General features: G+C 71.6%; 21 protein-coding genes. 12 read left to right on the top strand and 9 right to left on the bottom strand.

The genetic code is table 11. The features are described from left to right. Window positions 1–89 precede the first annotated feature (89 nt). Window positions 90–1,700 (top strand): hypothetical protein, encoded by a 1,611-nt coding sequence (locus AB0E96_RS07255; RefSeq protein WP_359819647.1) that lies wholly within the window; start codon window positions 90–92, stop codon window positions 1,698–1,700. Between the two features lie 75 nt (window positions 1,701–1,775). On the opposite strand, the gene AB0E96_RS07250 is transcribed toward AB0E96_RS07255, so the two are convergent. From AB0E96_RS07250 to AB0E96_RS07225, 6 genes are all read right to left on the bottom strand, one after another. Then, window positions 1,776–2,549, bottom strand: a complete 774-nt coding sequence (locus AB0E96_RS07250) for a succinate dehydrogenase iron-sulfur subunit (protein WP_224277932.1) — start codon at window positions 2,547–2,549, stop codon at window positions 1,776–1,778. Continuing rightward, window positions 2,549–4,291 (bottom strand): succinate dehydrogenase flavoprotein subunit, encoded by a 1,743-nt coding sequence (gene sdhA / locus AB0E96_RS07245; RefSeq protein ID WP_359819644.1) that lies wholly within the window; start codon window positions 4,289–4,291, stop codon window positions 2,549–2,551. Before sdhA ends, AB0E96_RS07250 begins: the two co-directional genes overlap by 1 nt. A 51-nt stretch (window positions 4,292–4,342) precedes the next feature. After that, window positions 4,343–4,834, bottom strand: coding sequence for a succinate dehydrogenase, hydrophobic membrane anchor protein (gene sdhD / locus AB0E96_RS07240; protein WP_359819642.1), 492 nt, complete (start codon window positions 4,832–4,834; stop codon window positions 4,343–4,345). Between the two features lie 8 nt (window positions 4,835–4,842). Next, complete coding sequence (gene sdhC, locus AB0E96_RS07235) at window positions 4,843–5,223, bottom strand: succinate dehydrogenase, cytochrome b556 subunit (protein ID WP_033332398.1); 381 nt, start codon at window positions 5,221–5,223, stop codon at window positions 4,843–4,845. A gap of 346 nt (window positions 5,224–5,569) precedes the next feature. Next, window positions 5,570–6,055, bottom strand: coding sequence for a 2-oxo-4-hydroxy-4-carboxy-5-ureidoimidazoline decarboxylase (locus AB0E96_RS07230; RefSeq protein WP_359819639.1), 486 nt, complete (start codon window positions 6,053–6,055; stop codon window positions 5,570–5,572). 328 nt (window positions 6,056–6,383) lie between these two features. Beyond that, window positions 6,384–7,139: an SDR family oxidoreductase gene (locus tag AB0E96_RS07225; protein WP_359819637.1), complete on the bottom strand. Its 756-nt coding sequence runs from the start codon at window positions 7,137–7,139 to the stop codon at window positions 6,384–6,386. A gap of 134 nt (window positions 7,140–7,273) precedes the next feature. Here AB0E96_RS07225 and AB0E96_RS07220 point away from each other — a divergent pair, with 134 nt between their 5' ends. The 8 genes from AB0E96_RS07220 to AB0E96_RS07185 all read left to right on the top strand — a co-directional run bounded on the left by AB0E96_RS07220 (window position 7,274) and on the right by AB0E96_RS07185 (window position 17,765). Then, the gene (locus tag AB0E96_RS07220; protein WP_359819634.1) at window positions 7,274–8,863 is read left to right on the top strand and encodes a methylmalonyl-CoA mutase family protein; all 1,590 of its coding nucleotides are present in this window, start codon (window positions 7,274–7,276) and stop codon (window positions 8,861–8,863) included. Window positions 8,864–9,076: 213 nt separating this feature from the next. Continuing rightward, window positions 9,077–10,330, top strand: coding sequence for an amidohydrolase (locus AB0E96_RS07215; RefSeq protein ID WP_359819631.1), 1,254 nt, complete (start codon window positions 9,077–9,079; stop codon window positions 10,328–10,330). Window positions 10,331–10,588: 258 nt separating this feature from the next. Continuing rightward, entirely contained in the window at window positions 10,589–11,650 is a 1,062-nt protein-coding gene (locus AB0E96_RS07210; protein WP_359819628.1) for a BMP family ABC transporter substrate-binding protein, read from the top strand. 229 nt (window positions 11,651–11,879) lie between these two features. Further along, entirely contained in the window at window positions 11,880–13,529 is a 1,650-nt protein-coding gene (locus AB0E96_RS07205) for an ABC transporter ATP-binding protein (protein WP_359819686.1), read from the top strand. A 3-nt stretch (window positions 13,530–13,532) separates the two neighbouring features. Next, window positions 13,533–14,693: an ABC transporter permease gene (locus tag AB0E96_RS07200; protein ID WP_359819625.1), complete on the top strand. Its 1,161-nt coding sequence runs from the start codon at window positions 13,533–13,535 to the stop codon at window positions 14,691–14,693. Further along, window positions 14,690–15,955, top strand: coding sequence for an ABC transporter permease (locus AB0E96_RS07195; protein ID WP_359819622.1), 1,266 nt, complete (start codon window positions 14,690–14,692; stop codon window positions 15,953–15,955). The genes AB0E96_RS07200 and AB0E96_RS07195 overlap by 4 nt, the downstream gene beginning before the upstream one ends. After that, the gene (locus AB0E96_RS07190; protein ID WP_359819619.1) at window positions 15,952–16,362 is read left to right on the top strand and encodes a cytidine deaminase; all 411 of its coding nucleotides are present in this window, start codon (window positions 15,952–15,954) and stop codon (window positions 16,360–16,362) included. The genes AB0E96_RS07195 and AB0E96_RS07190 overlap by 4 nt, the downstream gene beginning before the upstream one ends. 125 nt (window positions 16,363–16,487) lie before the next feature. Further along, window positions 16,488–17,765: a thymidine phosphorylase gene (locus AB0E96_RS07185; RefSeq protein WP_359819616.1), complete on the top strand. Its 1,278-nt coding sequence runs from the start codon at window positions 16,488–16,490 to the stop codon at window positions 17,763–17,765. Window positions 17,766–17,826: 61 nt separating this feature from the next. Here the strand turns inward: AB0E96_RS07185 and AB0E96_RS07180 are convergent, their stop codons facing one another. The 3 genes from AB0E96_RS07180 to AB0E96_RS07170 are packed head-to-tail and all read right to left on the bottom strand — an operon-like array spanning window position 17,827 to window position 19,771. Next, window positions 17,827–18,120 carry a hypothetical protein gene (locus tag AB0E96_RS07180; RefSeq protein WP_359819613.1) on the bottom strand — a complete coding sequence of 98 codons (294 nt, stop codon included), beginning with the start codon at window positions 18,118–18,120 and terminating at the stop codon, window positions 17,827–17,829. Next, on the bottom strand, window positions 18,107–18,460 hold the full coding sequence (locus AB0E96_RS07175; RefSeq protein ID WP_359819610.1) for an AbrB/MazE/SpoVT family DNA-binding domain-containing protein: 354 nt from the start codon (window positions 18,458–18,460) through the stop codon (window positions 18,107–18,109). The genes AB0E96_RS07180 and AB0E96_RS07175 overlap by 14 nt, the downstream gene beginning before the upstream one ends. A 9-nt stretch (window positions 18,461–18,469) precedes the next feature. Continuing rightward, entirely contained in the window at window positions 18,470–19,771 is a 1,302-nt protein-coding gene (locus AB0E96_RS07170; protein WP_359819608.1) for an MFS transporter, read from the bottom strand. Window positions 19,772–19,863: 92 nt separating this feature from the next. Here AB0E96_RS07170 and AB0E96_RS07165 point away from each other — a divergent pair, with 92 nt between their 5' ends. The 3 genes from AB0E96_RS07165 to AB0E96_RS07155 all read left to right on the top strand — a co-directional run bounded on the left by AB0E96_RS07165 (window position 19,864) and on the right by AB0E96_RS07155 (window position 22,731). Next, the gene (locus AB0E96_RS07165; protein WP_359819606.1) at window positions 19,864–20,832 is read left to right on the top strand and encodes a LysR family transcriptional regulator; all 969 of its coding nucleotides are present in this window, start codon (window positions 19,864–19,866) and stop codon (window positions 20,830–20,832) included. A gap of 130 nt (window positions 20,833–20,962) precedes the next feature. Next, window positions 20,963–22,120 (top strand): adenosine deaminase, encoded by a 1,158-nt coding sequence (locus AB0E96_RS07160; protein WP_359819604.1) that lies wholly within the window; start codon window positions 20,963–20,965, stop codon window positions 22,118–22,120. Between the two features lie 239 nt (window positions 22,121–22,359). Then, window positions 22,360–22,731: an ATP-binding protein gene (locus AB0E96_RS07155; RefSeq protein ID WP_359819601.1), complete on the top strand. Its 372-nt coding sequence runs from the start codon at window positions 22,360–22,362 to the stop codon at window positions 22,729–22,731. Window positions 22,732–22,898 lie beyond the last annotated feature (167 nt).

The following is a 22,898-nucleotide window of genomic DNA, read 5'->3' as shown; positions in this document are numbered from 1 at the left end:
AATCTCCGTTGCCGCTGTCGGACCCCACTGGCAGGATCCTCACGGCTCGCACAGAAGAGCCACAGGACGACACCAGGGGTGGGGATTCGATGAGGAACACGTACGTGCGCAAACTCGGCGGGGTGGCCGCGGTCGCCGTGGCCGCAGGTCTGCTGACCACGCCCACGGCGGCCGTGGCCGACACGGCGCCGGCCGTCCTCGGCACCAGCCAGGGCGGCGACTACCGAAGTGAGGCCTGCGACTCGACCACCGCTCCGGGCTGGGTCGGCTGGACCAACTACGGTCCGACGCTCACCGCGAAGGTCGACGGCACCGGCGCCCGGTTCGCCGTCCGGGACGAGACCACGGGCACCGACCCGGTGTTCACCGGCGAGGCCCAGGCGTACGCCCAGCAGGCCAAGACCGTGGTCCGCGGTCTGGTGGACGGGCACAGCTACGCCTGGCACGCCTGGGCCCTCCAGGGGCAGCAGGTCTCCGCCTCGTCGGCGGACTGCCGTTTCACGGTGGACACCACCCCGCCGACCGCCACGGTCTCCTCGCCGGACTTCCCGAACGGCGGTCCCGCCGCCAAGTACGGGGGCCAGAAGGCGACCTTCGTCATCAGGACCGCCGACCAGGCCCCGACCGGTGGGACGGGCTCCGGCGTCGCCTGCGTCCGGTACGGCTTCGACTACCTCGGCGTCGGCGGTTGCGACTCGCGGGACGCGGTCAATCCGGCCGCCGACGGGACGGCGACGCTCGCCCTCAAGATCCCGAGATGGGGCACCAACACCCTCAACGTCCAGGTGTTGGACAAGGTGGGCAACGTCGCCAACGCGTCCTACACCTTCTACGCCCCCTCGAACCCCAATCCGCCGAAGACCCTCGGTGACGTCGACGGGGACGGTGTCGCCGACATCCTGCTGCCCGACGCGCAGGGCAATCTGCAGTACATCGGCGTGAACGCGTCCGACACCACGCCCAACGCGACGATCCGGGCGCTCGCCTCGCCCGACCACAACGGCTGGGATTCATACCGGATCGTCCACCGCGGCTGGTCGAACGCCCATGCGCCGTCCTCGGACGACCTCTTCCTCCACCAGCCCGGTTCGGACTACCTCTACCTGTACCGGAACTTCGACTACGGCGCCCTCGCCGGGAACATGGTCGGCGCCCAGCGTCCGAGCACCTGCGTGGACGGGGCGGGCGCGCAGACGGCATGCCCCGCGGACTTCGCCGACGACTGGTCGAAGGCGGAGCAGATCGTCGCGTTCGGCCCGGCGGCCGGCGGCTTCGACCCGTCTCTGCTGACGCTGGAAGACGGCAACCTCTGGCTGCACGCCGGAGGCGACTTCGCATTCGGCCGGGCGAAGGCCCGAAAGCTCACCACCACCGGTGACTGGGCCGGTTACGACCTGGTCGCGCCCGGTCCGGACGCGGCCGGAAACCTCGCCCTCTGGGCGCGCGACCGGGCCACCGGTGAGCTGCACGCGTACCCGGTCCCGAAGCAGGCGGACGGCAGCTTCGACTACTCCGCCCTCGCCGACCCGAAGGCGGACGTCGTGGCCACCGGCTTCACCACCGCCGCCTACCCGACGCTCGGCAGCTCGGGCGAAGGTGACGCGGACGGCGAGCCCGACCTGTGGGCCGTCACCCCCGACCGGCACCTGGTGACCTTCAGCGGCTGGTCCGTGCCGAAGGACCTCGGCGCCCTGCGCTGACCCCGTACGGCGAACGCGAAGGCCCCCGGCCCGATCGGAGGATCGGGCCGGGGGCCTTCGGTACGGCGGGTGGGATCAGAAGCGGCGGGTGACCAGGGCCCGCTTCACTTCCTGGATCGCCTTGGTGACCTCGATGCCGCGGGGGCAGGCCTCGGAGCAGTTGAAGGTGGTGCGGCAGCGCCACACGCCCTCACGGTCGTTCAGGATCTCCAGGCGCTGCTCGGCACCCTCGTCGCGCGAGTCGAAGATGAAGCGGTGCGCGTTGACGATGGCGGCCGGGCCGAAGTACTGGCCGTCGTTCCAGAACACCGGGCAGGACGACGTGCACGCGGCGCACAGGATGCACTTGGTGGTGTCGTCGAAGCGCTCGCGGTCCTCGGCGGACTGCAGGCGCTCGCGGGTCGGCTCGTTCCCCTTGGTGATGAGGAACGGCATGACGTCCTTGTACGCCTGGAAGAACGGGTCCATGTCCACGACCAGGTCCTTGAGGACCGTCAGGCCCTTGATGGCCTCGATCGTGATCGGCTTCTCCGGGTTGACGTCCTTGATCAGGGTCTTGCACGCCAGCCGGTTGCGGCCGTTGATCCGCATGGCGTCGGAGCCGCAGATGCCGTGGGCGCAGGAACGGCGGTAGGTGAGGGTGCCGTCCTGCTCCCACTTGATCTTGTTGAGCGCGTCCAGGACGCGCTCCTTCGGGTCCATCGTCAGCTGGTAGTCGACCCACACCGGGTCCGGGTGCTCCTCCGGGTTGAACCGGCGGATCCGGAAGGTGACGGTGATCGGCTGGACCGCACCGGCTTCGACCGCGTCCAGAGCGGCCGAGTGCTTCTCCACAGTCGGAGTGCTCATCAGTACTTACGCTCCATCGGCTGGTAGCGGGTCGTGACGACCGGCTTGTAGTCGAGGCGGATGGAGGTGGTGCCGTCGGCGGCCACCTCCTGGTACGCCATGGTGTGCTGCATGAACTTCACGTCGTCACGGGTCGGGAAGTCCTCGCGGTAGTGGCCGCCGCGGGACTCCTCACGGGCCAGCGCGGAGACGGCCAGCACCTCGGCCAGGTCGAGCAGGTTGCCCAGCTCGACGGCCTCCAGCAGGTCCGTGTTGTACCGGAAGCCCTTGTCCTGGATGGAGATGTTCTTGTAGCGCTCCTTCAGCGCGGCGATGTCCTCGACCGCCTGCTTCAGGGTGGCGCCGGTGCGGTACACCATGGCGTTGGCGTCCATGGTCTCCTGCAGCTCCTTGCGGATCTGCCCCACGGACTCGGTGCCGGTGCCCTCGCGCAGGCCGTCGACCAGGGCCTGGACCTTCTCGGCCGGGTTCTCGGGCAGCTCGACGAACTCGTTCGCGTTGGCGAAGTCGGCGGCGGCGATGCCCGCGCGACGGCCGAACACGTTGATGTCCAGCAGCGAGTTGGTGCCCAGGCGGTTGGCGCCGTGCACGGACACGCAGGCGACCTCGCCGGCCGCGTACAGGCCCGGGACGATCTCGGTGTTGTTGCGCAGGACCTCACCCTCGACGTTGGTCGGGATGCCGCCCATGGCGTAGTGCGCGGTGGGCTGGATCGGGATCGGGTCCGTGTAGGGCTCGATGCCGAGGTAGGTGCGCGCGAACTCGGTGATGTCCGGCAGCTTGGCGTCCAGCTGCTCCGGCGGCAGGTGGGTGAGGTCCAGGTAGACGTGGTCGCCCTCGGGACCGCAGCCGCGGCCTTCGCGGATCTCGGTGTAGATCGCGCGGGAGCAGACGTCACGGGACGCGAGGTCCTTCATGACGGGGGCGTAGCGCTCCATGAAGCGCTCGCCGTCCTTGTTGCGCAGGATGCCGCCCTCGCCGCGGGCGCCCTCGGTGAGCAGGATGCCCATGCGCCAGATGCCCGTCGGGTGGAACTGGAAGAACTCCATGTCCTCCAGGGGCAGGCCGCGGCGGTAGACCAAGGCCTGGCCGTCACCGGTGAGGGTGTGGGCGTTGGAGGAGACCTTGAAGAACTTGCCGGTGCCGCCGGAGGCGAACACGACCGACTTGGCCTGGAAGACGTGGATCTCGCCGGTGGCCAGCTCGTAGGCGACGACGCCGGCCGTCTTGCCCTCGTTGATCAGCAGGTCGAGGACGTAGAACTCGTTGAAGAACTCGACGCCGTGCTTGACGCAGTTCTGGAACAGCGTCTGGAGGATCATGTGACCGGTGCGGTCGGCCGCGTAGCACGAGCGGCGGACCGGGGCCTCGCCGTGGTTGCGGGAGTGACCGCCGAAGCGGCGCTGGTCGATCCGGCCCTGCTCGGTGCGGGAGAAGGGCAGGCCCATCTTCTCCAGGTCGAGGACGGCGTCGATGGCCTCCTTGCACATGATCTCGGCGGCGTCCTGGTCGACCAGGTAGTCACCGCCCTTGACCGTGTCGAAGGTGTGCCACTCCCAGTTGTCCTCCTCGACGTTGGCCAGGGCGGCGCACATGCCGCCCTGGGCCGCGCCGGTGTGGGACCGGGTCGGGTAGAGCTTGGTCAGGACGGCGGTGCGGCTGCGCTGCGTCGACTCGATGGCCGCGCGCATGCCGGCGCCGCCGGCGCCGACGATGACGGTGTCGTACTGGTGAATCTGCATGGGGGGTTAACTCGCCTCTGGCCTCTGCCGATGGTCGATGGTGCTCGCGGCTCAGATGTTGGGGTCGAAGGTGAAGATCACCAGGGTGCCGAGCAGCACGGTGAAGACCGTGGCGGTACCCATGAGCCCCTTGAGCCAGAGCCGGGTCGAGTCCTTCTCGGCGTAGTCGTTGATCACCTGACGCATGCCGTTGGCGCCGTGCAGCATGGCGAGCCAGAGCATCAGGAGGTCCCAGCCCTGCCAGAACGGCGAGGCCCAGCGGCCGGCCACGAAGGCGAAGCCGATCTTGGAGACGCCGCCGTCGAGCACCAGCATGATCAGCAGGTGGCCGAGGATCAGCACGACCAGAACGACACCGGACAGGCGCATGAAGAGCCAGGCCAGCATCTCGAAGTTGGTGCGGGTGCGGCGCGGGGTCTTCTTGGTCCGCTTGCGCGGAGGCTCGATGACGAACGCGTCGGCGGGGTTGCCGGTGCCCAGTCCCTTGCCGGTGTGCGCCTGCTTCGACGGGACGACGATGGCGTCGGAGATTTCCGTGGACATGTCTCGGCTCACTTCCCGAACCAGGAGATCAGCGTGTGCTGGAGGATCCCGTAGAAGGAACCGGCCATCAGGACGACCCAGACGCCGACGACGGTCCAGAGCATCTGCTTCTGGTACTTCGGGCCCTTGGACCAGAAGTCCACCGCGACGACGCGCAGGCCGTTCAGGGCGTGGAACAGGATGGCGGCCACCAGGCCGTACTCCATCAGGTTCACGAGCGGAGTCTTGTACGTCTGGATGACGGTGTCGTAGGACTCCGGCGACACTCGCACGAGGGCGGTGTCCAGGACGTGGGCGAACAGGAAGAAGAAGATGAGGACGCCGGTGACTCGATGAGCCACCCAGCTCCACATGCCTTCCCGGCCGCGGTACAGCGTTCCAGCCGGCACGGAAAAACCCTCCGGAAGCGATTGGGGGCTCGGCCGGCTTCGGTGTCGGTCAGCCCGGCCGGGTACGGTCCACCGGCCGCCAGCATCCTATCGACGCCTTGTCGTGAACCGCCTCCGGGGGCCCCAGGTGTGATCAATCAGGCACTTCTGGCCTAGCGGGGCGGGAACCAAAGCCGCCGGCGTCGCGATGGGTGACGGCGTGCTCACGCCCCGCACCGGAGGGGGCGGGGCGTGGCGGTGCCGACTCGGCGGCGGTTGCGGCCGGGTGGCGGCCCGGCCTCACTCGTCCGGGTGGATCCGTGGGCGGACTCACCCGGACGAGTGAAGAGCGGTTCGTGACGCGTGCTCAGCGCGCCGCGGCCTCCGAGGGGGTCGCGACCAGGTGCGCCAGTCGGTGGAGGGCGATCCGGCGGAGTTCGTCGGCCGCGATCAGCCGCTCCTCGTCCGGATCGTTGGCGAGGCGGGTGCGGATGGAGGAGAGCACGGTGTCGAGCATCTCCTCCGGGGCGACCCCGTCCAGGCAGACCACGAAGACGTGGCCGAACCGGGCCTCGTAGGCGGCGTGGGCCGCCCTCAGCGCGGTGTGCGCGGCCTGGCTGCCGGGAGCCCGCATGCCGAGCAGCGGCTGCGGCATCCAGCTCTCGTCGGCCAGCGCCTCGGTGAGGTCGGCCGGGCGGAGGTCGTAGGAGGCCTCGCTGGCGGCGGCCAGCAGGGACTCGATGTCGGGGTAGGGGCGGTGCGCGGTGAGCCGCAAGGCCCAGCGGTGGCTGCCGCAGCAGGCCAGCAGGGCCTCCTCGGCCGCGCCGGCGTCGGCTTCGTTGAAGCGGTGCAACCCGAGGAGGGTCGGCTCTGTTCTGACGTCGAGCCGCTGTGACGGGATGTCGCTGGCCAGCGGGTCCTCCTCGTGAGGGCGGGAAGGTGCCGGTGGAGTGGGGTGGTGAACAGGCGGATGAGGGGCTGCCGAGGGGCGCGTCGGCGCCGGTCGTGCTGCGCCTCCAAGGTAGTTGAGCGGTCATCAGTTGTGGAGAGCGCGCGCCGAATTCATCCGGACGAGCTATCAAGTTGTGACGTTGACGCTCTCGTGTCACGCCCTCCCCCTCCCGCCTGCGCAAACGCGCCCCGGCCGCACCGGCCGACCGGGGCGCGCGGGCCCGGCGGGATCAGGCCCGGTGGACCTTGTGGTTGGCGGCCTGGGCCCGGGGGCGGACCACCAGCAGGTCGATGTTCACGTGCGAGGGCCGGGTGACCGCCCACGCCACGGTGTCCGCGATGTCCTCGGAGGTGAGCGGTTCGGCCACGCCCGCGTACACCGCGGCGGCCTTCTCCTCGTCGCCGCGGAAGCGGGTGACCGCGAAGCCCTCGGACTTCACCATGCCGGGCGCGATCTCGATCACCCGGATCGGCTCCCCGCACAGCTCCAGCCGCAGCGTGGCGGCGATGGTGTGCGCGGCGTGCTTGGCGGCGACGTACCCGCCGCCGCCCTCGTACGCGGCCAGGGCGGCGGTCGAGGAGAGCACCAGCACGGTACCGTCGCCGGTCGCCCGCAGGGCGGGCAGCAGCGCCTGGGTCACGTGCAGCACGCCCAGCACGTTCACCTCGTACATGGCCCGCCAGTCGTCCGGGTCGCCGTGCTCGACGGTCTCGGCGCCGATCGCGCCGCCGGCGTTGTTCACCAGGACGTCCACCCGGCCGACCGAGGCGGCGAAGGCGTCCACCGCCGCCCGGTCGGTGACGTCCAGGGTGACGGCCCGGGCCGAACCGCCCCGGCCGGTGATCTCCTCGGCCAGCGCCGTGACGCGGTCGGTGCGGCGGGCGGTCAGCACCACGTCGAAGCCCTCGGCGGCCAGCCGGCGGGCGGTCGCCGCGCCGATCCCGCTGCTGGCACCGGTGACCACGGCCACCTTCTGCTCGGTCATTGCCACTCCCTGGGGCTCATCGGTCGTTCACCCGATCATCTCAACCGCGCCGCCGCCCCGGCGGGCCGGGCGCCCTCGGCGGGGCGGGGGCGCCGATAGTGCGAGGACCGCGCCCCCCAGCTCCGGAGGACCCCATGGCAGCCGAGCCGCGCCGCGCCGAGTCCGGCTTCGAGATCGAGCCCCTGTACGGCCCCGAGTCCCTGGCCGGCTGGGACCCCGGCGCCCGGCTGGGCCGGCCGGGGGAGTACCCCTACACCCGGGGCGTCCACCCGACGATGTACACCGGCCGCCCCTGGACGATGCGCCAGTACGCCGGCTTCGGCACCGCCGCCGAGTCCAACGCCCGCTACCGCCGGCTGATCGCGGGCGGCGGCACCGGCCTGTCGGTCGCCTTCGACCTGCCCACCCAGATGGGCTACGACTCGGACGCGCCGCCCGCCGCCGGGGAGGTCGGCAGGGTGGGCGTCGCCGTGGACAGCGTCGAGGACATGGCGGTGCTGTTCGACGGCATCCCGCTCGACGGGGTGTCCACCTCGATGACCATCAACGCGCCCGCCGCCCTGCTGCTGCTCCTCTACCAACTGGTCGGCGAGGCCCAGGGGGTGGCGCCGGCGGCGCTCACCGGCACGGTCCAGAACGACGTGCTGAAGGAGTACATCGCCCGCGGCACCTACATCTTCCCGCCGCAGCCCTCGCTGCGGCTGGCCGCCGACGTGTTCCGGTACTGCCGGGCCGAGATCCCGCGCTGGAACACCATCTCCGTCTCCGGCTACCACATGGCCGAGGCCGGGGCCGATCCCGCGCAGGAGATCGCCTTCACCCTGGCCAACGGGATCGCCTACGTGCGCACCGCGCTCGCCGCCGGGATGGCCGTGGACGACTTCGCCCCCCGGCTCTCCTTCTTCTTCGTGGCCCGCGCGACCCTGCTGGAGGAAGTGGCCAAGTTCCGCGCCGCCCGCAGGATTTGGGCCAGAATCATGCGGGACGGATTCGGTGCCCGGAACCCGCGCTCGCAGATGCTGCGCTTCCACACCCAGACCGCGGGGGTGCAGCTCACGGCCCAGCAGCCCGAGGTCAACCTGGCCAGGGTCACCGTGCAGGCGCTCGCCGCGGTGCTCGGCGGCACCCAGTCGCTGCACACCAACGGCTTCGACGAGGCGATCGCGCTGCCCACCGAGAAGGCGGCCCGGCTCGCCCTGCGCACCCAGCAGGTGCTCGCGCACGAGACCGACGTGACCGCCACCGTCGACCCGTTCGCCGGTTCCTACGCCGTCGAGTCGCTCACCGACGGGGTGGAGGCCGCCGCGCTGGCGCTGATGGACCGGATCGAGGAGCAGGGCGGCGCGGTGGCCGCGATCGAACGCGGCTACCAGAAGGGCGAGATCGAGCGCACCGCCTACCGGCTCCAGCAGGAGGTCGACTCCGGTCGGCGGACGGTGGTCGGCGTCAACCGCTTCCGGTCGGACACGGAGGAGCCCTACCAGCCGCTGCGGGTGGACCCGGCGATCGAGCGGCGGCAGGCGCGGCGGCTGGCCCGGCTGCGGGCCGAGCGCTCCGCCGGCGCCGTCGCCCGGGCGCTGGACGGGCTGCGACGCACGGCCGGGGGGACGGGGAACGTGCTGTACCCGATGAAGGAGGCGCTGGCCGCCCGGGCCACCGTCGGCGAGGTGTGCGACGCGCTGCGCGGGGTGTGGGGGACGTACGACCCGGTGGAGCGCTTCTGACCTGGAGCTGAACATCCGTCAACCCGCAGGTGCCGGCCCGGGGATCGGTGCCCGTGACCGCCGGCCGGGGGGATCGTTGCACAGGGCACGCAACCCGGGGAAGGCGGCTGAAACAAGATGTCATACCCACGTGTCCGGCCGGTATGCGCCCATCCGGGGACAAGTTTTCCGGAAGTCGGGCCAAATCCCCCCAACAGGCCTACGATTGGCGAGATGAACCGTCCTGAGCCCGCTCAGCCGGGCACCACTCTCGCCCCCGCACGCCCAGCCGCCGATCTGCGCGACCGGGTGCGGGCGTTGGAGCCCGAGCTGATCGCCTTCCGCCGTGATCTGCACCGGCACCCGGAGCTGGGCCGCCAGGAGTTCCGCACCACCGGGCTGCTGCGCGACCGGCTGGTCGCCGCCGGCCTCGAACCCCGGGTGCTGCCCGGCGGAACCGGCCTGCTCGTCGACATCGTCCCGCCCGGCACCACCCCGGGCACGGAGCTCCTGGCCTTCCGCGCCGACATCGACGCGCTGCCGATCGACGACGCCAAGACCGACGTGCCGTACCGCTCCACCGTCCCCGGCCGGGCCCACGCCTGCGGCCACGACGTGCACACCTCGGTGGTGCTGGGCACCGGCCTGGTGCTGGCCGAGGCCGCCCGGACGGGTGAGCTGCGCCGCCCCGTCCGGCTGGTGTTCCAGCCCGCCGAGGAGGTCATGCCGGGCGGCGCGCTGGACGTGATCAAGGCCGGCGGGATGGCGGGCGTCGGGCGGATCTTCGCGGTGCACTGCGACCCGAAGGTGGAGGTCGGCCGGATCGCCCTGCGGGTCGGGGCGATCACCTCGGCCTGCGACCGCCTGGTGCTCCACCTGGACGGCCCCGGCGGGCACACCGCCCGTCCGCACCTGACCACCGACCTGGTCACCGCGGTCGCCCGGGCGGCCGCCGACCTCCCGGGCGCGCTGGCCCGCCGGATGGACCCGCGCTGGGGCGTCAGCCTGGTCTGGGGGCGGATCGCCTCCGGCTCCGCGCCCAACGTCATCCCGCAGCACGCCGAACTGGAGGGCACCGTCCGCTGCCTGGAGCTGGACGGCTGGCGCGAGGCGCCGGACCTGCTGCACGAGCTGATCGCCAAGCTCGCCGAGACGTACCGGGCCAAGTGGACGCTGGACTACCACCGCGGGGTGCCGCCGGTGGTCAACGAGGCGGTCTCGGTCGCCCTGCTGGACGAGGCGATGAACGCCCGGTTCGCCGGGGACGGCGCCGTGGTGGTGGAGGGCACCGAGCAGAGCCTGGGCGGCGAGGACTTCTCCTGGTACCTGGAGCACGCCCCGGGCGCACTGGCCCGGCTGGGCGTCCGCGCCCCCGGCGACGCCACCGTCCGGGACCTGCACCAGGGCCGGTTCGACGTGGACGAACGGGCGATCGGAATCGGCGTGGAGCTGTTCTCGACGCTGGCCCTGGAGCCGGACGGCAGCTGACGGCGGATCCGGGGGGCGGCGCGGTCGGCGCGAGTGCCGAAACGGCCGGATCCGGGGCTCGGGAACGGTTCCGTAAACTGGGCCGAAACCGACCCCCGGATCACCGTCCGCGCATGGGATAGAGCCTCAGGAAGAACATCAGACCACGGTTTGATAACAACCCGAACGCTCTGGCACCCCGTAACACAACCGTGTTCTACGCGCGTTACGGTGGCGTCCGACCACGCCAAACGGTTGCGTGTAGAAGGAGATATCCCCTTGCGCCGTTCAATGAAGCTCGCCGCGGTTGTGCTCTCGGGTTCCCTGGGCATGGCCTCGCTCGCCGCTTGCGGCGCAAAGAGCACCGACAACTCCTCCTCCGCCGGCTCGGGCGACGGTTCGCTCAAGGTCGGCATGGCCTACGACATCGGCGGCCGCGGCGACCAGTCGTTCAACGACTCCGCCGCCCGAGGCCTCGACAAGGCCAAGTCCGAGCTGGGCGTCTCCGTGACCGAGGCCGAGGCCAAGCAGGGCGAGGCCGAGGCCGACAAGGAGACCCGCCTCAAGAACCTGATCGACGCGGGCTACAAGACGATCGTCGCGGTCGGCTTCGTGTACCAGCCGGCGGTCAACAAGATCGCCAAGGACAACCCGAACGTCAAGTTCGCGATCATCGACTCGAACGACAAGGACCAGCCGTCCAACGTCACCTCGCTGCTCTTCGCCGAGCAGGAGGGTTCGTACCTGGCCGGTGTCGCCGCCGCGAACAAGTCGAAGGCCAAGCACGTCGGCTTCATCGGCGGTGTCGAGTCCGAGCTGATCAAGAAGTTCGAGGCCGGCTACAAGGCGGGTGTGAAGTCCGTCGACCCGAACATCACGGTCGAGACCACCTACCTGTCCACCCCGCCGGACTTCACCGGCTTCGCCGCGCCCGACAAGGGCAAGGAGTCCGCGCAGGGCCAGCTCGACAAGGGCGCGGACGTCATCTACACCGCCGCCGGCTCCTCCGGCAACGGCGCCATCGAGGCCGTCGCCAACAAGGCGGGCGCCCTGGCCATCGGTGTCGACTCCGACCAGGCCAGCCAGCCGGCCCTGGCGAAGTACAAGAACAGCATCCTGACCTCGATGGTCAAGAACGTCGACACCGCGGTGTTCTCGTACATCCAGTCGGTCAAGCAGGGCCAGAACCCGACCGGCATCAAGCTGTTCGACCTGAAGGCCGACGGCGTCTCGCTCGCCACCACCGGCGGCAAGATCGACGACATCCAGGACAAGCTGAAGGCCGCCGCCGACGCGATCAAGTCCGGCGCCACCACGATCCCGACCGCGCCGGGCCAGTAAGGACCGCGCGTCCGCGGACGCCGCAGCGCCTGCCGCCTGCCCGGCAGCGCGACGCAACACGACACAGTTCACGGGAGGGGCCCGGCAGGGTGCGCTCAACGCGTACCCCCGGGCCCCGTTCCGTCCCCTCACGTAGCCCCCTTGGCCCTCCGTGCGCGACGACGCGCCTCCAGACCACCAGGAGATCGCCATCACCGCATCCGACCCCGTCCCCCCGCGCGAGGACGGCATCCCCAGCGCGGGGACGGCGACACCGGCCGTCGAGCTGCGCGGCATCACCAAGCGCTTCCCGGGTGTCGTGGCCAACCACGACATCAACCTCACCGTCCGCACCGGCACCGTGCACGCCCTGATGGGTGAGAACGGCGCCGGCAAGTCGACGCTGATGAAGATCCTCTACGGCATGCAGAAGCCGGACGAGGGCACCATCGCGATCAACGGCGAGCTGTGCGAGTTCAACACCCCCGGTGACGCCATCTCCCGCGGCGTCGGCATGGTGCACCAGCACTTCATGCTCGCCGACAACCTCACGGTGTGGGAGAACGTCGTCCTCGGCGGCGAGAAGCTCCACGGCATCGGGGCCAGGGCGAAGGCGAAGATCAAGGAGATCTCCGACCAGTACGGCCTGGGCGTGCGCCCGGACGCCCTGGTCGAGGACCTCGGCGTCGCCGACCGCCAGCGCGTCGAGATCCTCAAGGTGCTGTACCGCGGCGCCAAGATCCTGATCCTCGACGAGCCCACCGCCGTGCTCGTCCCGCAGGAGGTCGACGCGCTGTTCGACAACCTGCGGGAGCTGAAGGCCGAGGGCGTCACCGTCATCTTCATCTCGCACAAGCTGCACGAGGTGCTCGCGGTGGCCGACGCGATCAGCGTCATCCGGCGCGGCACCACGGTCGGCGACGCCGACCCGAAGGCCGTCACCGCCCGCCAGCTCGCCGAGCTGATGGTCGGCGCCGAGCTGCCCTCCCCGGAGAGCCGCGAGTCGACCGTCACCGACACCGTGATGCTCGACGTCGAGGGCCTGCGGATCGCCAAGACCGACGCCGAGGGCATCGAGCGCGTCGTCCTGGACGACATCTCGCTGCGCATCCACAAGGGTGAGATCCTCGGCATCGCCGGTGTCGAGGGCAACGGCCAGGCCGAGCTGGTCGAGGCCGTCATGGGCATGCTGCCGCTGAACGCCGGCGTCGTCACCCTGGACGGCACGGACCTCTCCGGCAGCCAGACCCGGGCCCGCCGCGAGGCCGGCATCGGGTACATCCCCGAGGACCGCCACAAGCACGGCCTGCTGCTGGACGCCCCGCTCTGGGAGAACCGCATCCTCGGCCACGTCACCGAGGCGCCCAACTCCAAGGGCGTGCTGCTGGACCCGGCCGCCGCCCGGGCGGACACCTGGCGGATCGTCGAGCAGTACGACGTCCGCACCCCCGGCATCGAGGTCACCTCCTCCTCGCTCTCCGGCGGCAACCAGCAGAAGCTGATCATCGGCCGCGAGATGAGCCACCAGCCCAAGCTGCTGATCGCCGCCCACCCCACCCGCGGTGTGGACGTCGGCGCGCAGGCGCAGATCTGGGAGCACATCCGGGTCGCCCAGCGGGCCGGCCTGGCCGTCCTGCTGATCTCCGCGGACCTGGACGAGCTGATCGGCCTGTCCGACACCATCCGGGTCATCTACCGCGGCCGCCTGGTCGCCGACGCCGACCCGGCCACCGTCACCGCCGAGGACCTCGGCACCGCGATGACCGGTGCCGCCAGCGGCCACCTGGAGTCCGAGCCGGAGGCCGTCGCCGAGGCGCAGACCGCCGCGGCCGAGGGCACCGAGGCCGAGGCCGGGCACCAGCCCACCGACACCGCCGACGACCCGCAGGCGGGGGAGTAACCCATGACCAGTCCCAACCCCGCCGCCGCGAAGCCCGGCCTGGCCCAGCGGTTCAGCGGCGAGCGGATCGTGCTCGCACTGGCCGCGCCGGTGCTCGCGGTGCTGCTCTCCATCGCGATCTGCTCCGTCCTGCTGGCGACCTCGGGCAAGAACCCGTTCGACGCCTGGAACGTGATGATCACGTACGCCGGCAAGTCGGACGGCCAGGTGGGCATCCTCAACCGGTCCACCACCTACTACCTGGCCGCCGCGGCCGCCGCGTTCGGGTTCCGGATGAACCTGTTCAACATCGGCGTCGAGGGCCAGTACAAGGTCGCGGCGCTGTTCGCGGCCTTCGTCGGTGCCAAGCTGGACCTGCCGTCCTTCGTCCAGATCCCGCTGCTGCTGATCACCGCCATGCTGGTCGGCGGTCTGTACGCGAGCGTCGCCGGTCTGCTGAAGGTCTACCGCGGGGTCAGCGAGGTCATCTCGACCATCATGCTGAACTCGATCGCGACCGCGATCATCGGCCTGCTGCTCGTCCCCGGCGTCTTCGCGCCGAAGACCAGCGGCACCACCAACTCCATCCAGACCGAGCGGATCTCGCAGTCCAGCCACTTCTTCTCGATGGAGACGGCCGGCGGAACGCTCTGGGGCTTCATCTTCGTCGCCGCCCTGGTCGGTGTGGTCTTCCAGTTCGTGCTGACCCGCACCCGCTTCGGCTTCGACCTGCGCGCCACCGGGCGCTCGGAGTCCGCGGCCACCGCCTCCGGCGTGAACGTCAAGCGCATGGTGGTCATCTCGATGGTGGTCTCCGGTGCCATCGCCGGTCTGATCGGCCTGCCGGAGCTCCTGCAGAACTCGTACTACTTCGGCCAGAGCTTCCAGCCCGGTCTGGGCTTCCTGGGCATCTCGATCGCCCTGCTCGGCCGGAACAGCCCGATCGGCATCGCCTTCGCGGCGCTGCTGTTCGCCTTCCTGGACGTCACCGGCTCGGTGCTGCCGCTCCAGGGCGGCTTCCCCTTCGAGATCGTCGACGTCATGAAGGGCACCATCGTCATCTGCGTCGTCGTCGCCTACGAGCTGGTGCGCCGCTACGGCCTGAAGCGCCAGCAGCAGAAGGTCGGCGCCCAGCTCGCCGCCCAGGCCGCCGCGAACAGCGAGAAGAAGGAGGTCTCCGCATGAGCACGGCGACCGCTGCGCGTCCGAAGGCTCCGGGCGCACCCGCGAAGAAGCGCAAGCTGTCCTGGCCGGTCGTCCTGCTGCTGATCGCGGGCGCCCTGGTGCTGTTCTCCGCCGTGGGCATGGCCACCGGCAACCACTCGCTGACCTCCTCCGGGCAGGTCACCGCCGCGCTCGGCGCCGCCGTGCCGATCGGCATGGCCGGTCTGGGCGGTCTCTGGTCCGAGCGGGCCGGTGTGGTCAACATCGGCCTCGAAGGCATGATGGTCGCCGGCACCTTCTGCGGTGCCTGGGCGGGCTACCTGGTCAACCCGTGGGTCGGCCTGCTGGCCGGCATGCTGGGCGGGGCGCTCGGCGGCCTGCTGCACGCGGTCGTCACCGTCACCTTCGGCGTCGACCACATCGTCTCCGGCGTCGGCATCAACCTGCTGATCCCGGGCATCTGCGCGTACGTCAACCGGATCTACTACAAGGACTACGTCTCGGCCGGTGCCGGCCAGAACCAGTCCCCGCCGGCGGACCCGCTGCCGTACATCACCGTCCCGGGCCTGTCCTCCGGCCTGAAGAGCATCGAGGGCCACCACTGGTTCCTCGTCTCGGACCTCGCGGGCGTGCTCGGCGGCCTGGTCACCAACATCTCGGTGGTCGTGCTGCTGGCCGGTGCGCTGATCGTGGTCAGCTACTTCGCGCTCTGGCGCACGGTGTTCGGCCTGCGGCTGCGCTCCTGCGGCGAGAACCCGACCGCCGCCGAGTCGCTGGGAGTCAACGTCTACAAGTACAAGTACCTCGCGGTCATCGCCTCCGGCGCCTTCGCCGGCCTCGGCGGGGCGTACCTCTCGCTGGTCGCGGCGCACTTCTACAAGGACGGCCAGACCCTCGGCCGCGGCTTCATCGGCCTCGCCGCGATGATCTTCGGGAACTGGATGCCCGGCGGCCTCGCCATGGGCGCCGGCCTGTTCGGCTTCACCGACAGCCTCCAGCTGCGCGACCCGGAGTCGGTGCACGTGCTGATCCTGATCGTGGGCATCGCGATGATCCTGCTCGCGCTCTGGCACCTGTACCGCCGCAAGTACACCGCGACGGTGGTGTCCTTCGTGGTGGCCGGCGGCCTGATCGCCTGGTACTCGCTCACCGACGCGGTGCAGCGCCCGCTGATCGTCGCCACGCCGTACGTGATCACCCTGGTGGTGCTCGCGCTGGCCTCGCAGCGGCTGCGGATGCCCAAGGCGGACGGCCAGATCTACCGCAAGGGCCAGGGCAAGTGACGGCCGCGGCCTCCGCGGCGTCGTCCGCGATCGACTGGGAGCTGCTGCGCGCGGCGGCGCGCGAGGCCATGGGCCGCGCGTACGCGCCGTACAGCAGGTTCCCGGTCGGCGCGGCCGCGCTGGTGGACGACGGCCGGGTGGTCACCGGCTGCAACGTCGAGAACGCCTCGTACGGGCTGGGGCTGTGCGCCGAGTGCGGGCTGGTGTCCGCGCTGCACTCCACCGGCGGCGGCCGGCTGGTCGCCTTCACCTGCGTGGACGGCGCCGGCGAACTGCTGATGCCGTGCGGACGCTGCCGCCAACTGCTGTACGAGCACGGCGGACCGGAGCTGCTCGTCGAGCTGGCCTCGGGCGTGAAGCCGATGAGCGAGGTCCTGCCCGACGCCTTCGGGCCGGAGCGGCTCTAGCTTCCGCAACTCCGCCTGGAAGGCTCTGGCCTCCCTTTCTGTTACGCGCGTAGAGTGTCGCGAGTGGGCCGGAACCCGGTCATCTCGCGACACTCTTCGCTTTTGAAACCCCTCTTGGAGCACGCATGGACGCCATCTCCGTCATCAGGACCAAGCGCGACCGCGAAGAGCTGAGCGACGCTCAGATCGACTGGGTCATCGACGCCTACACCCGAGGCGAGGTCGCCGACGAGCAGATGTCCGCGCTGGCCATGGCGATCCTGCTGAACGGGATGCGGCCGCGCGAGATCAGCCGCTGGACCGACGCCATGATCCGCTCCGGCGTCCGGATGGACTTCTCCTCGCTGCCGCTGCCCACCAGCGACAAGCACTCCACCGGCGGCGTCGGCGACAAGATCACCCTGCCGCTCGCCCCGCTGGTCGCCGCCTGCGGCGCCGCCGTCCCGCAGCTGTCCGGCCGCGGCCTCGGCCACACCGGCGGCACCCTCGACAAGCTGGAGTCCATCCCCGGCTGGCGCGCCCTGCTCTCCAACGAGGAGATGATGGACGTGCTGCGCTCCGTCGGCGCGGTGATCTGCGCGGCGGGCGACGGCCTCGCCCCGGCCGACAAGAAGCTGTACGCGCTGCGCGACGTCACCGGCACCGTCGAGGCCATCCCGCTGATCGCCTCCTCGATCATGTCGAAGAAGATCGCCGAGGGCACCGGCGCACTGGTCCTCGACGTCAAGGTCGGCTCCGGGGCGTTCATGAAGAACCTGGACGACGCCCGCGAACTCGCCCGCACCATGGTCGGCCTGGGCACCACCGCAGGGGTCAACACCGTCGCCCTGCTCACCGACATGTCCACCCCGCTCGGCCTCACCGCGGGCAACGCGCTGGAGGTCCGGGAGTCCCTGGAGGTCCTCGCGGGCGGCGGCCCGGCCGACGTCGTGGAGCTCACCCTCGCGCTCGCCCGCGAGATGCTCGCCGCGGCCGGCGTCCGGGGCAAGGACCCGGCGGACGCGCTGCGCGACGGCTCCGCCATGGACCACTGGCGCCGCATGATCTCCGCCCAGGGCGGCGACGTCGACGCCCCGCTCCCGGTCGCCCGCGAGCAGCACGTCATCCCGGCGCCCGCCTCCGGCGTGCTCACCACGCTGGACGCCTACGCGATCGGCGTCTGCGCCTGGCGCCTCGGCGCCGGCCGCGCCCGCAAGGAGGACCCGGTCCAGGCCGGAGCCGGCGTCGAGATGCACGCCAAGCCCGGCGACACCGTGGTGGCCGGCCGGCCCCTGCTGACCCTGCACACCGACACTCCGGAGCGCTTCGACTACGCCGTCGAGGCCCTGGCCGGCGGCATCGAGGTCGCCCCGGCGGGCACGGCCTTCACCCCGAACCCGATCGTCCTCGACCGCATCGCCTGAGCGCGGTCGTGAACGAGCCGCCCACCGGTGCACCGGCGGGCGGCTCGACGTTTCTCACCGCTCAGGGGCGGCCGAAGATGTCATGGGTGCCGATCCGGCGCCAGACGATGTGGGGCTCGCCGTCCTGGAGCGGGGTTCCGTAGCTGAAGGTCGCCCGGCCGTCCGGGGCCCAGGTCATCTCCCAGATGTCCGGGAGGCCCTGCATCTTCTTCACCCGCAGGCCGCGGCGGAAGCCCTGGCCGGCTCGGAGGTCGGCGACGAACTGGGCCACCGCGACCAGGAACGCGGTCTTCTGGGCGGCGGTCAGGCCCTTCCAGTCGCGCAGGAAGTGGGCCAGTGACTCATACGTCGGCACGGCGCTTGATCTCCCCCAGGTCGAGGCCGGCCTCGTCGGCGAGCGACTGCAGGAAGGCGTCCCCGTCCTCGAACACCTCGCCCCGCTCGCCCGCGGCGACCGCCTCGTCGACCTCCTGCTCCTTCTCCTGCCAGGCGCCGCTCCAGAACCACGCCTGGTCGTCCGGGACGACGGAGGCGGGGGTCAGGACGATGCGGCCGTCCTCCACCGCGACCACCAGCTGGTCGCCCTCCTGGAGGTCCAGCTGCTCTCTTATCTCCTGGGGAATGGTGACCACGCCCTTCTTCCGCACGGGCGTGGACACCAGGTGGGGGCGACGGCGGCGCTTGAGGTCTGCCATAGGGAAAGTCTACCTGGCGGAAAGTCCGCCCAGCCGACTCGAACGCCGGCCGGCCAGGTGGGCCCGGCGGGTGGCGTAGAGGGTGACGGCGGCGGCGAGGGCCATGGCGGCGAGGCCGACGGTGGCGGCGCCGGGCCAGCCGGTGGAGTGGTAGGCGTCGGCGCCGAGGGTGCCGCCGAGGCTGTTGCCGAGGTAGTAGGCGATCAGGTACAGGGCGGAGGCCTGGGCGCGGCCCTCGGTGGCGGTGCGGCCGACCGAGGAGGAGGCGGTCGCGTGGCCGGCGAAGAAGCCGGCGGTGATCAGGACCAGGCCGAGCAGGGCGCAGACCAGGGAGTCGGCGAGGGAGAGCAGCAGGCCGGCGGTGGTCACGCCGATGGAGACGTAGAGGGCGCCGCGCCGGCCGAGTCGGCCGGAGAGCCGTCCGGCGGCGGCGGAGGTGCCGGTGCCGACCAGGTAGACCACGAAGATCGAGGCGGCGATCGACTCGGGGAGGTGGAACGGCGCGGCGATCAGCCGGTAGCCGACGGTGTTGTAGACCGCGCCGAACACCGCCATGAACAGCAGGCCGAGCGCGTACAGCCGCACCAGCAGGGGGTTGCGCAGGTGCCGTCCGACGGTCCGGGCGAGCGCGCGGGCGTCCACCGGGGCGGGGGTGAAGTGCCGGGCGGCGGGGATCAGCAGCCGGAAGGCGAGGGTGGCGAGCAGGGCGAGGACGGCGGAGGCGGCGAGGCCCCAGCGCCAGCCGAGTCCGGCGGCGGTCCAGCCGGAAAGCAGCCGGCCGCCCATTCCGCCGATGCTGTTGCCGGCCACGTACAGGCCCATCGCGGAGGGCAGGGCGCTGGGGTGGACCTCCTCGGCGAGGTAGGCCATGGCGGTGGCGGGGAGCCCGGCCAGCACGGCGCCCTGGAGGACCCGCAGGGTGACGAGGGTGGTGAGGTCCGGCGCGAAGGGCAGTGCGAGGGCGAAGGCGGAGGCGGCGAGGGTGGAGGCCGTCATCACCGCGGTGCGGCCGTACCTGTCGGAGAGCGCGCTGGCCGGGAGCAGTCCGAGGGCGAGGCCGAGGGTGGCGGCGGAGGCCGTCCAGCTGGCCTGGCCGGGGGTGAGGTCGAGGTCGGCCGAGAGGATCGGCAGCAGGCCCTGGGTGGAGTAGAGCAGGACGAAGGTCGCGACCCCGGCGGCGAACAGTGCGAGGTTGGCGCGGCGGAAGGCGCGCTGGCCGGGGCGGTGGCGGTCGTCCGCGGTGGTGCGGGGGGTGGCGGGGGCGGCGGCATCCGGGGTGGTCACGGATGCCCCGGTATCGGAGGGCTGCATGGCGTCGACGGTAGGCCCGCCGCCTTTGATGCGTCCAATGCATGAACAGTGGATGATCGATGCACTGGCGTATGAGTCGAGGTGGTGCGGGGATGTCCGGTCCGGAGGCGGTGGACGGTGGCGAGCAGCGGTACCGGGCGGCCGAGTTGGGGCCGCAGGAGCCGGCCGTGCTGCTGGCGCCCCGGCTCGCGCAGTTCGCGGCGGTGGCGCGGCTGGAGCATGTGACCCAGGCGGCGGCGCTGCTCGGGGTGCCGCAGCCGACGCTGTCGCGCGCGGTGGCCCGGCTGGAGGAGGAGCTGGGGGTGGACCTGCTGGCCCGTCAGGGTCGCACCGTCCGGCTGACCCGGGCGGGCCGGCTGCTGCTGGCCTCGGTGGAGCGGGCACTGGCCGAGGTGGAGCGCGGTGCGGCGGCGGCCCGGGCCGAGGCGGACCCGGAGGTGGGCCTGGTGGCCTTCGGTTTCCTGCACACGATGGGGCCGGACACGGTGCCGGCGCTGCTGCGGGGCTTTCGCGCGGAGCACCCGCGGGTGCGGTTCCAGCTGGTGCAGGACTACGGCGCGGCGATGCTGGAGCGGTTGCGGGCGGGGGAGTTGGACCTGTGCCTGGTCGCGCCGCTGCCGGACGATCCGGCGTTCGTCGCCCGTCCGCTGGACGAGCAGCGGCTGCACCTGGTCGTCCCGGGGGACCACCGGCTGGCGGGGCGGCGGCGGATCCGGCTGGCGGAGGTGGCGGAGGATCCGTTCGTCGGCCTGGAGCAGGGGTACGGGCTGCGCGCGATCACGGAGGGGTTCTGCGCGCAGGCCGGGTTCGTCCCCCGGCTGGCGTTCGAGGGGGAGGAGGCGGAGACGCTGCGCGGGCTGGTGGCGGCCGGGCTGGGGGTGGCGCTGCTGCCGCCGGCCCTGGTGCCGAGGCCGGGGGTGGTGGAGCTGGAGGTGACGGCGCCGCGCACCCGGCGGGCGATCGGGCTGGCCTGGGCGGCGGGGCGGCCGCTGACCCCGCCGGCGCGGGCCTTCCGGGACTTCGTGCTGTCCCGGCGGGGGCGGTTGGTGCAGCACGACTGACGGCTTCGCGGCGGCCGGTCGGCGCTTTGGCGGATCGTATGGACCGGTCGGTGGAATTCCGGGTGGAGTTTGGACCATCAGGTGTTGTCCGCGGTGGTGGGTCTACGCGCGTAGGGGCTATATTTCCGCAATGGAACAGCAGATCCCCGTCACCACCGCGGGCACGGGCCCGCGCATCCCCACCGCCGACCAGATCCGCCGCGCGCCGAAGGTCCTCCTGCACGACCACCTGGACGGCGGGCTGCGCCCCGAGACCGTGGTCGAGCTGGCCGCCGCCTGCGGCTACCAGGGCCTGCCCACCACCGACGCCAAGGAGCTCGGCGAGTGGTTCCGCGAGGCCGCCGACTCCGGCTCGCTGGTCCGCTACCTGGAGACCTTCGCGCACACCTGCGCCGTGATGCAGACCCGTGACGCGCTGATCAAGGTCGCCGCGGACTGCGCCGAGGACCTGGCCGCCGACGGCGTGGTGTACGCCGAGGTCCGCTACGCCCCCGAGCAGCACCTGGAGGCCGGGCTGAGCCTGGACGAGGTCGTCGAGGCCGTCCAGGAGGGCTTCCGGCTCGGAGAGGCCAACGCCCGCGAGGCCGGCCACCGGATCCGCGTCGGCACCCTGCTGACCGCGATGCGGCACGCCGCCCGTTCCACCGAGATCGCCGAGCTGGCCAACCGCTACCGGGACCGCGGCGTGGTCGGCTTCGACATCGCCGGCGCCGAGGCCGGCTTCCCGCCCACCCGCCACCAGGCCGCCTTCGACTACCTCAAGGGCGAGAACAACCACTTCACCATCCACGCGGGCGAGGCCTTCGGCCTGCCGTCGATCTGGGAGGCCCTGCAGTGCTGCGGCGCCGACCGGCTCGGCCACGGCGTGCGGATCGTCGACGACATCACGGTGGGCGAGGACGGCACGGTCGAGCTCGGCCGACTGGCCGCGTACGTGCGCGACAAGCGCGTCCCGCTGGAGATGTGCCCGACCTCCAACATCCAGACCGGCGCCGCCTCCTCGTACGCCGAGCACCCGATCGGCCTGCTCAGCCGGCTGAAGTTCCGGGTCACCGTGAACACCGACAACCGGCTGATGAGCGGCACCAGCATGAGCCGGGAGTTCGGCCACGTGGTGGACGCCTTCGGCTACACCCTGGGTGACCTGGAGTGGTTCACGGTGAACGCGATGAAGTCGGCGTTCCTGCCCTTCGACGAGCGGCTGGCGATGATCAACGACGTGATCAAGCCGGGCTACGCCGAGCTGAAGGCGGAGTGGCTGTTCAGCGGGGCCGCCGGCGCGAACTGAGCCGCCGGGGCGGCGCGGCCGCTCCTTCCGGTCCTTCCGGTCGGATGAACACCGCTCTCCTGCAAGAGAGTTGGCGTTCATCCGACTACTCACTCGGGTGAGTGAACGCCCTTTGGTCCCCGCGCGACCGGCTCACTACGGTGTGCCCGTCATTGCCGACACGTCGCGGCGGCGGTCGCCCGTGCGCCGGTCCCGTGCGTGAAACTCGGCCACCGACGAGGACCCAAAGGGGACCAACCATGAAGCAGGCTCTCAAGGCCGCCGGCACCGCCGCGCTCGGCATCGCCATCGCGGCGGTCGGCGCCGGTACCGCCTCCGCGGTCGACGGCCAGGCGGCCGGCGGCCTCGGGCTGCCCACCGGCGCGTTGACGAACCCGGCCGTGACCGGTGCGGTCACCGACACCGCCGCCAAGCTGCCCGCGACCGGCAAGGTGACCGAGACGCTGGGCACCCTCGCCCCGACCGTCGGCCAGGCCGTCCCGGCCGGCGACACCCCGCTGGCCGGCGTCACCCAGCAGCGCGGTGCCCTCCCGACCGTCCCCGGCCTGGACAAGACCCCGATCGGCGGGCTGACCAGCACCCTCCCGGCGCTCCCCGGTCTGACCGGCTGATCCACGCTCCACGCACGGCGACGGGCCGTCCACCCCGGGACTTCCGGGGCGGGCGGCCCGTCGCCGGGGGGGGCGGGGGGGGGGCGCGGGGGCGGCCGCGGGGGGGGCGGCCCCGCCGCGGGGGCAGGAAGAGCGGAGCCGCGGGCGGCGGGCGCGCCCGCGCGGCC

The sequence above is a fragment of the Kitasatospora sp. NPDC036755 genome, from assembly GCF_040636595.1.
In the GTDB taxonomy this organism is placed as follows: Bacteria; Actinomycetota; Actinomycetes; order Streptomycetales; family Streptomycetaceae; genus Kitasatospora.
Note: the sequence above shows the minus strand (reverse complement) of the source record. Positions and strands in the feature narration are given on the sequence as shown.

Bases quoted from the DNA above. Each gene is read 5' to 3' on its own strand.
- AB0E96_RS07255 (WP_359819647.1), top strand. From the start codon at position 90: ATGAGGAACACGTACGTGCGCAAACTCGGCGGGGTGGCCGCGGTCGCC.
- AB0E96_RS07250 (WP_224277932.1), bottom strand. From the start codon at position 2,549: ATGAGCACTCCGACTGTGGAGAAGCACTCGGCCGCTCTGGACGCGGTC.
- sdhA (WP_359819644.1), bottom strand. From the start codon at position 4,291: ATGCAGATTCACCAGTACGACACCGTCATCGTCGGCGCCGGCGGCGCC.
- sdhD (WP_359819642.1), bottom strand. From the start codon at position 4,834: ATGTCCACGGAAATCTCCGACGCCATCGTCGTCCCGTCGAAGCAGGCG.
- AB0E96_RS07225 (WP_359819637.1), bottom strand. From the start codon at position 7,139: ATGACCGAGCAGAAGGTGGCCGTGGTCACCGGTGCCAGCAGCGGGATC.
- AB0E96_RS07220 (WP_359819634.1), top strand. From the start codon at position 7,274: ATGGCAGCCGAGCCGCGCCGCGCCGAGTCCGGCTTCGAGATCGAGCCC.
- AB0E96_RS07215 (WP_359819631.1), top strand. From the start codon at position 9,077: ATGAACCGTCCTGAGCCCGCTCAGCCGGGCACCACTCTCGCCCCCGCA.
- AB0E96_RS07200 (WP_359819625.1), top strand. From the start codon at position 13,533: ATGACCAGTCCCAACCCCGCCGCCGCGAAGCCCGGCCTGGCCCAGCGG.
- AB0E96_RS07195 (WP_359819622.1), top strand. From the start codon at position 14,690: ATGAGCACGGCGACCGCTGCGCGTCCGAAGGCTCCGGGCGCACCCGCG.
- AB0E96_RS07185 (WP_359819616.1), top strand. From the start codon at position 16,488: ATGGACGCCATCTCCGTCATCAGGACCAAGCGCGACCGCGAAGAGCTG.
- AB0E96_RS07175 (WP_359819610.1), bottom strand. From the start codon at position 18,460: ATGGCAGACCTCAAGCGCCGCCGTCGCCCCCACCTGGTGTCCACGCCC.
- AB0E96_RS07170 (WP_359819608.1), bottom strand. From the start codon at position 19,771: ATGCAGCCCTCCGATACCGGGGCATCCGTGACCACCCCGGATGCCGCC.
- AB0E96_RS07165 (WP_359819606.1), top strand. From the start codon at position 19,864: ATGTCCGGTCCGGAGGCGGTGGACGGTGGCGAGCAGCGGTACCGGGCG.
- AB0E96_RS07160 (WP_359819604.1), top strand. From the start codon at position 20,963: ATGGAACAGCAGATCCCCGTCACCACCGCGGGCACGGGCCCGCGCATC.
- AB0E96_RS07155 (WP_359819601.1), top strand. From the start codon at position 22,360: ATGAAGCAGGCTCTCAAGGCCGCCGGCACCGCCGCGCTCGGCATCGCC.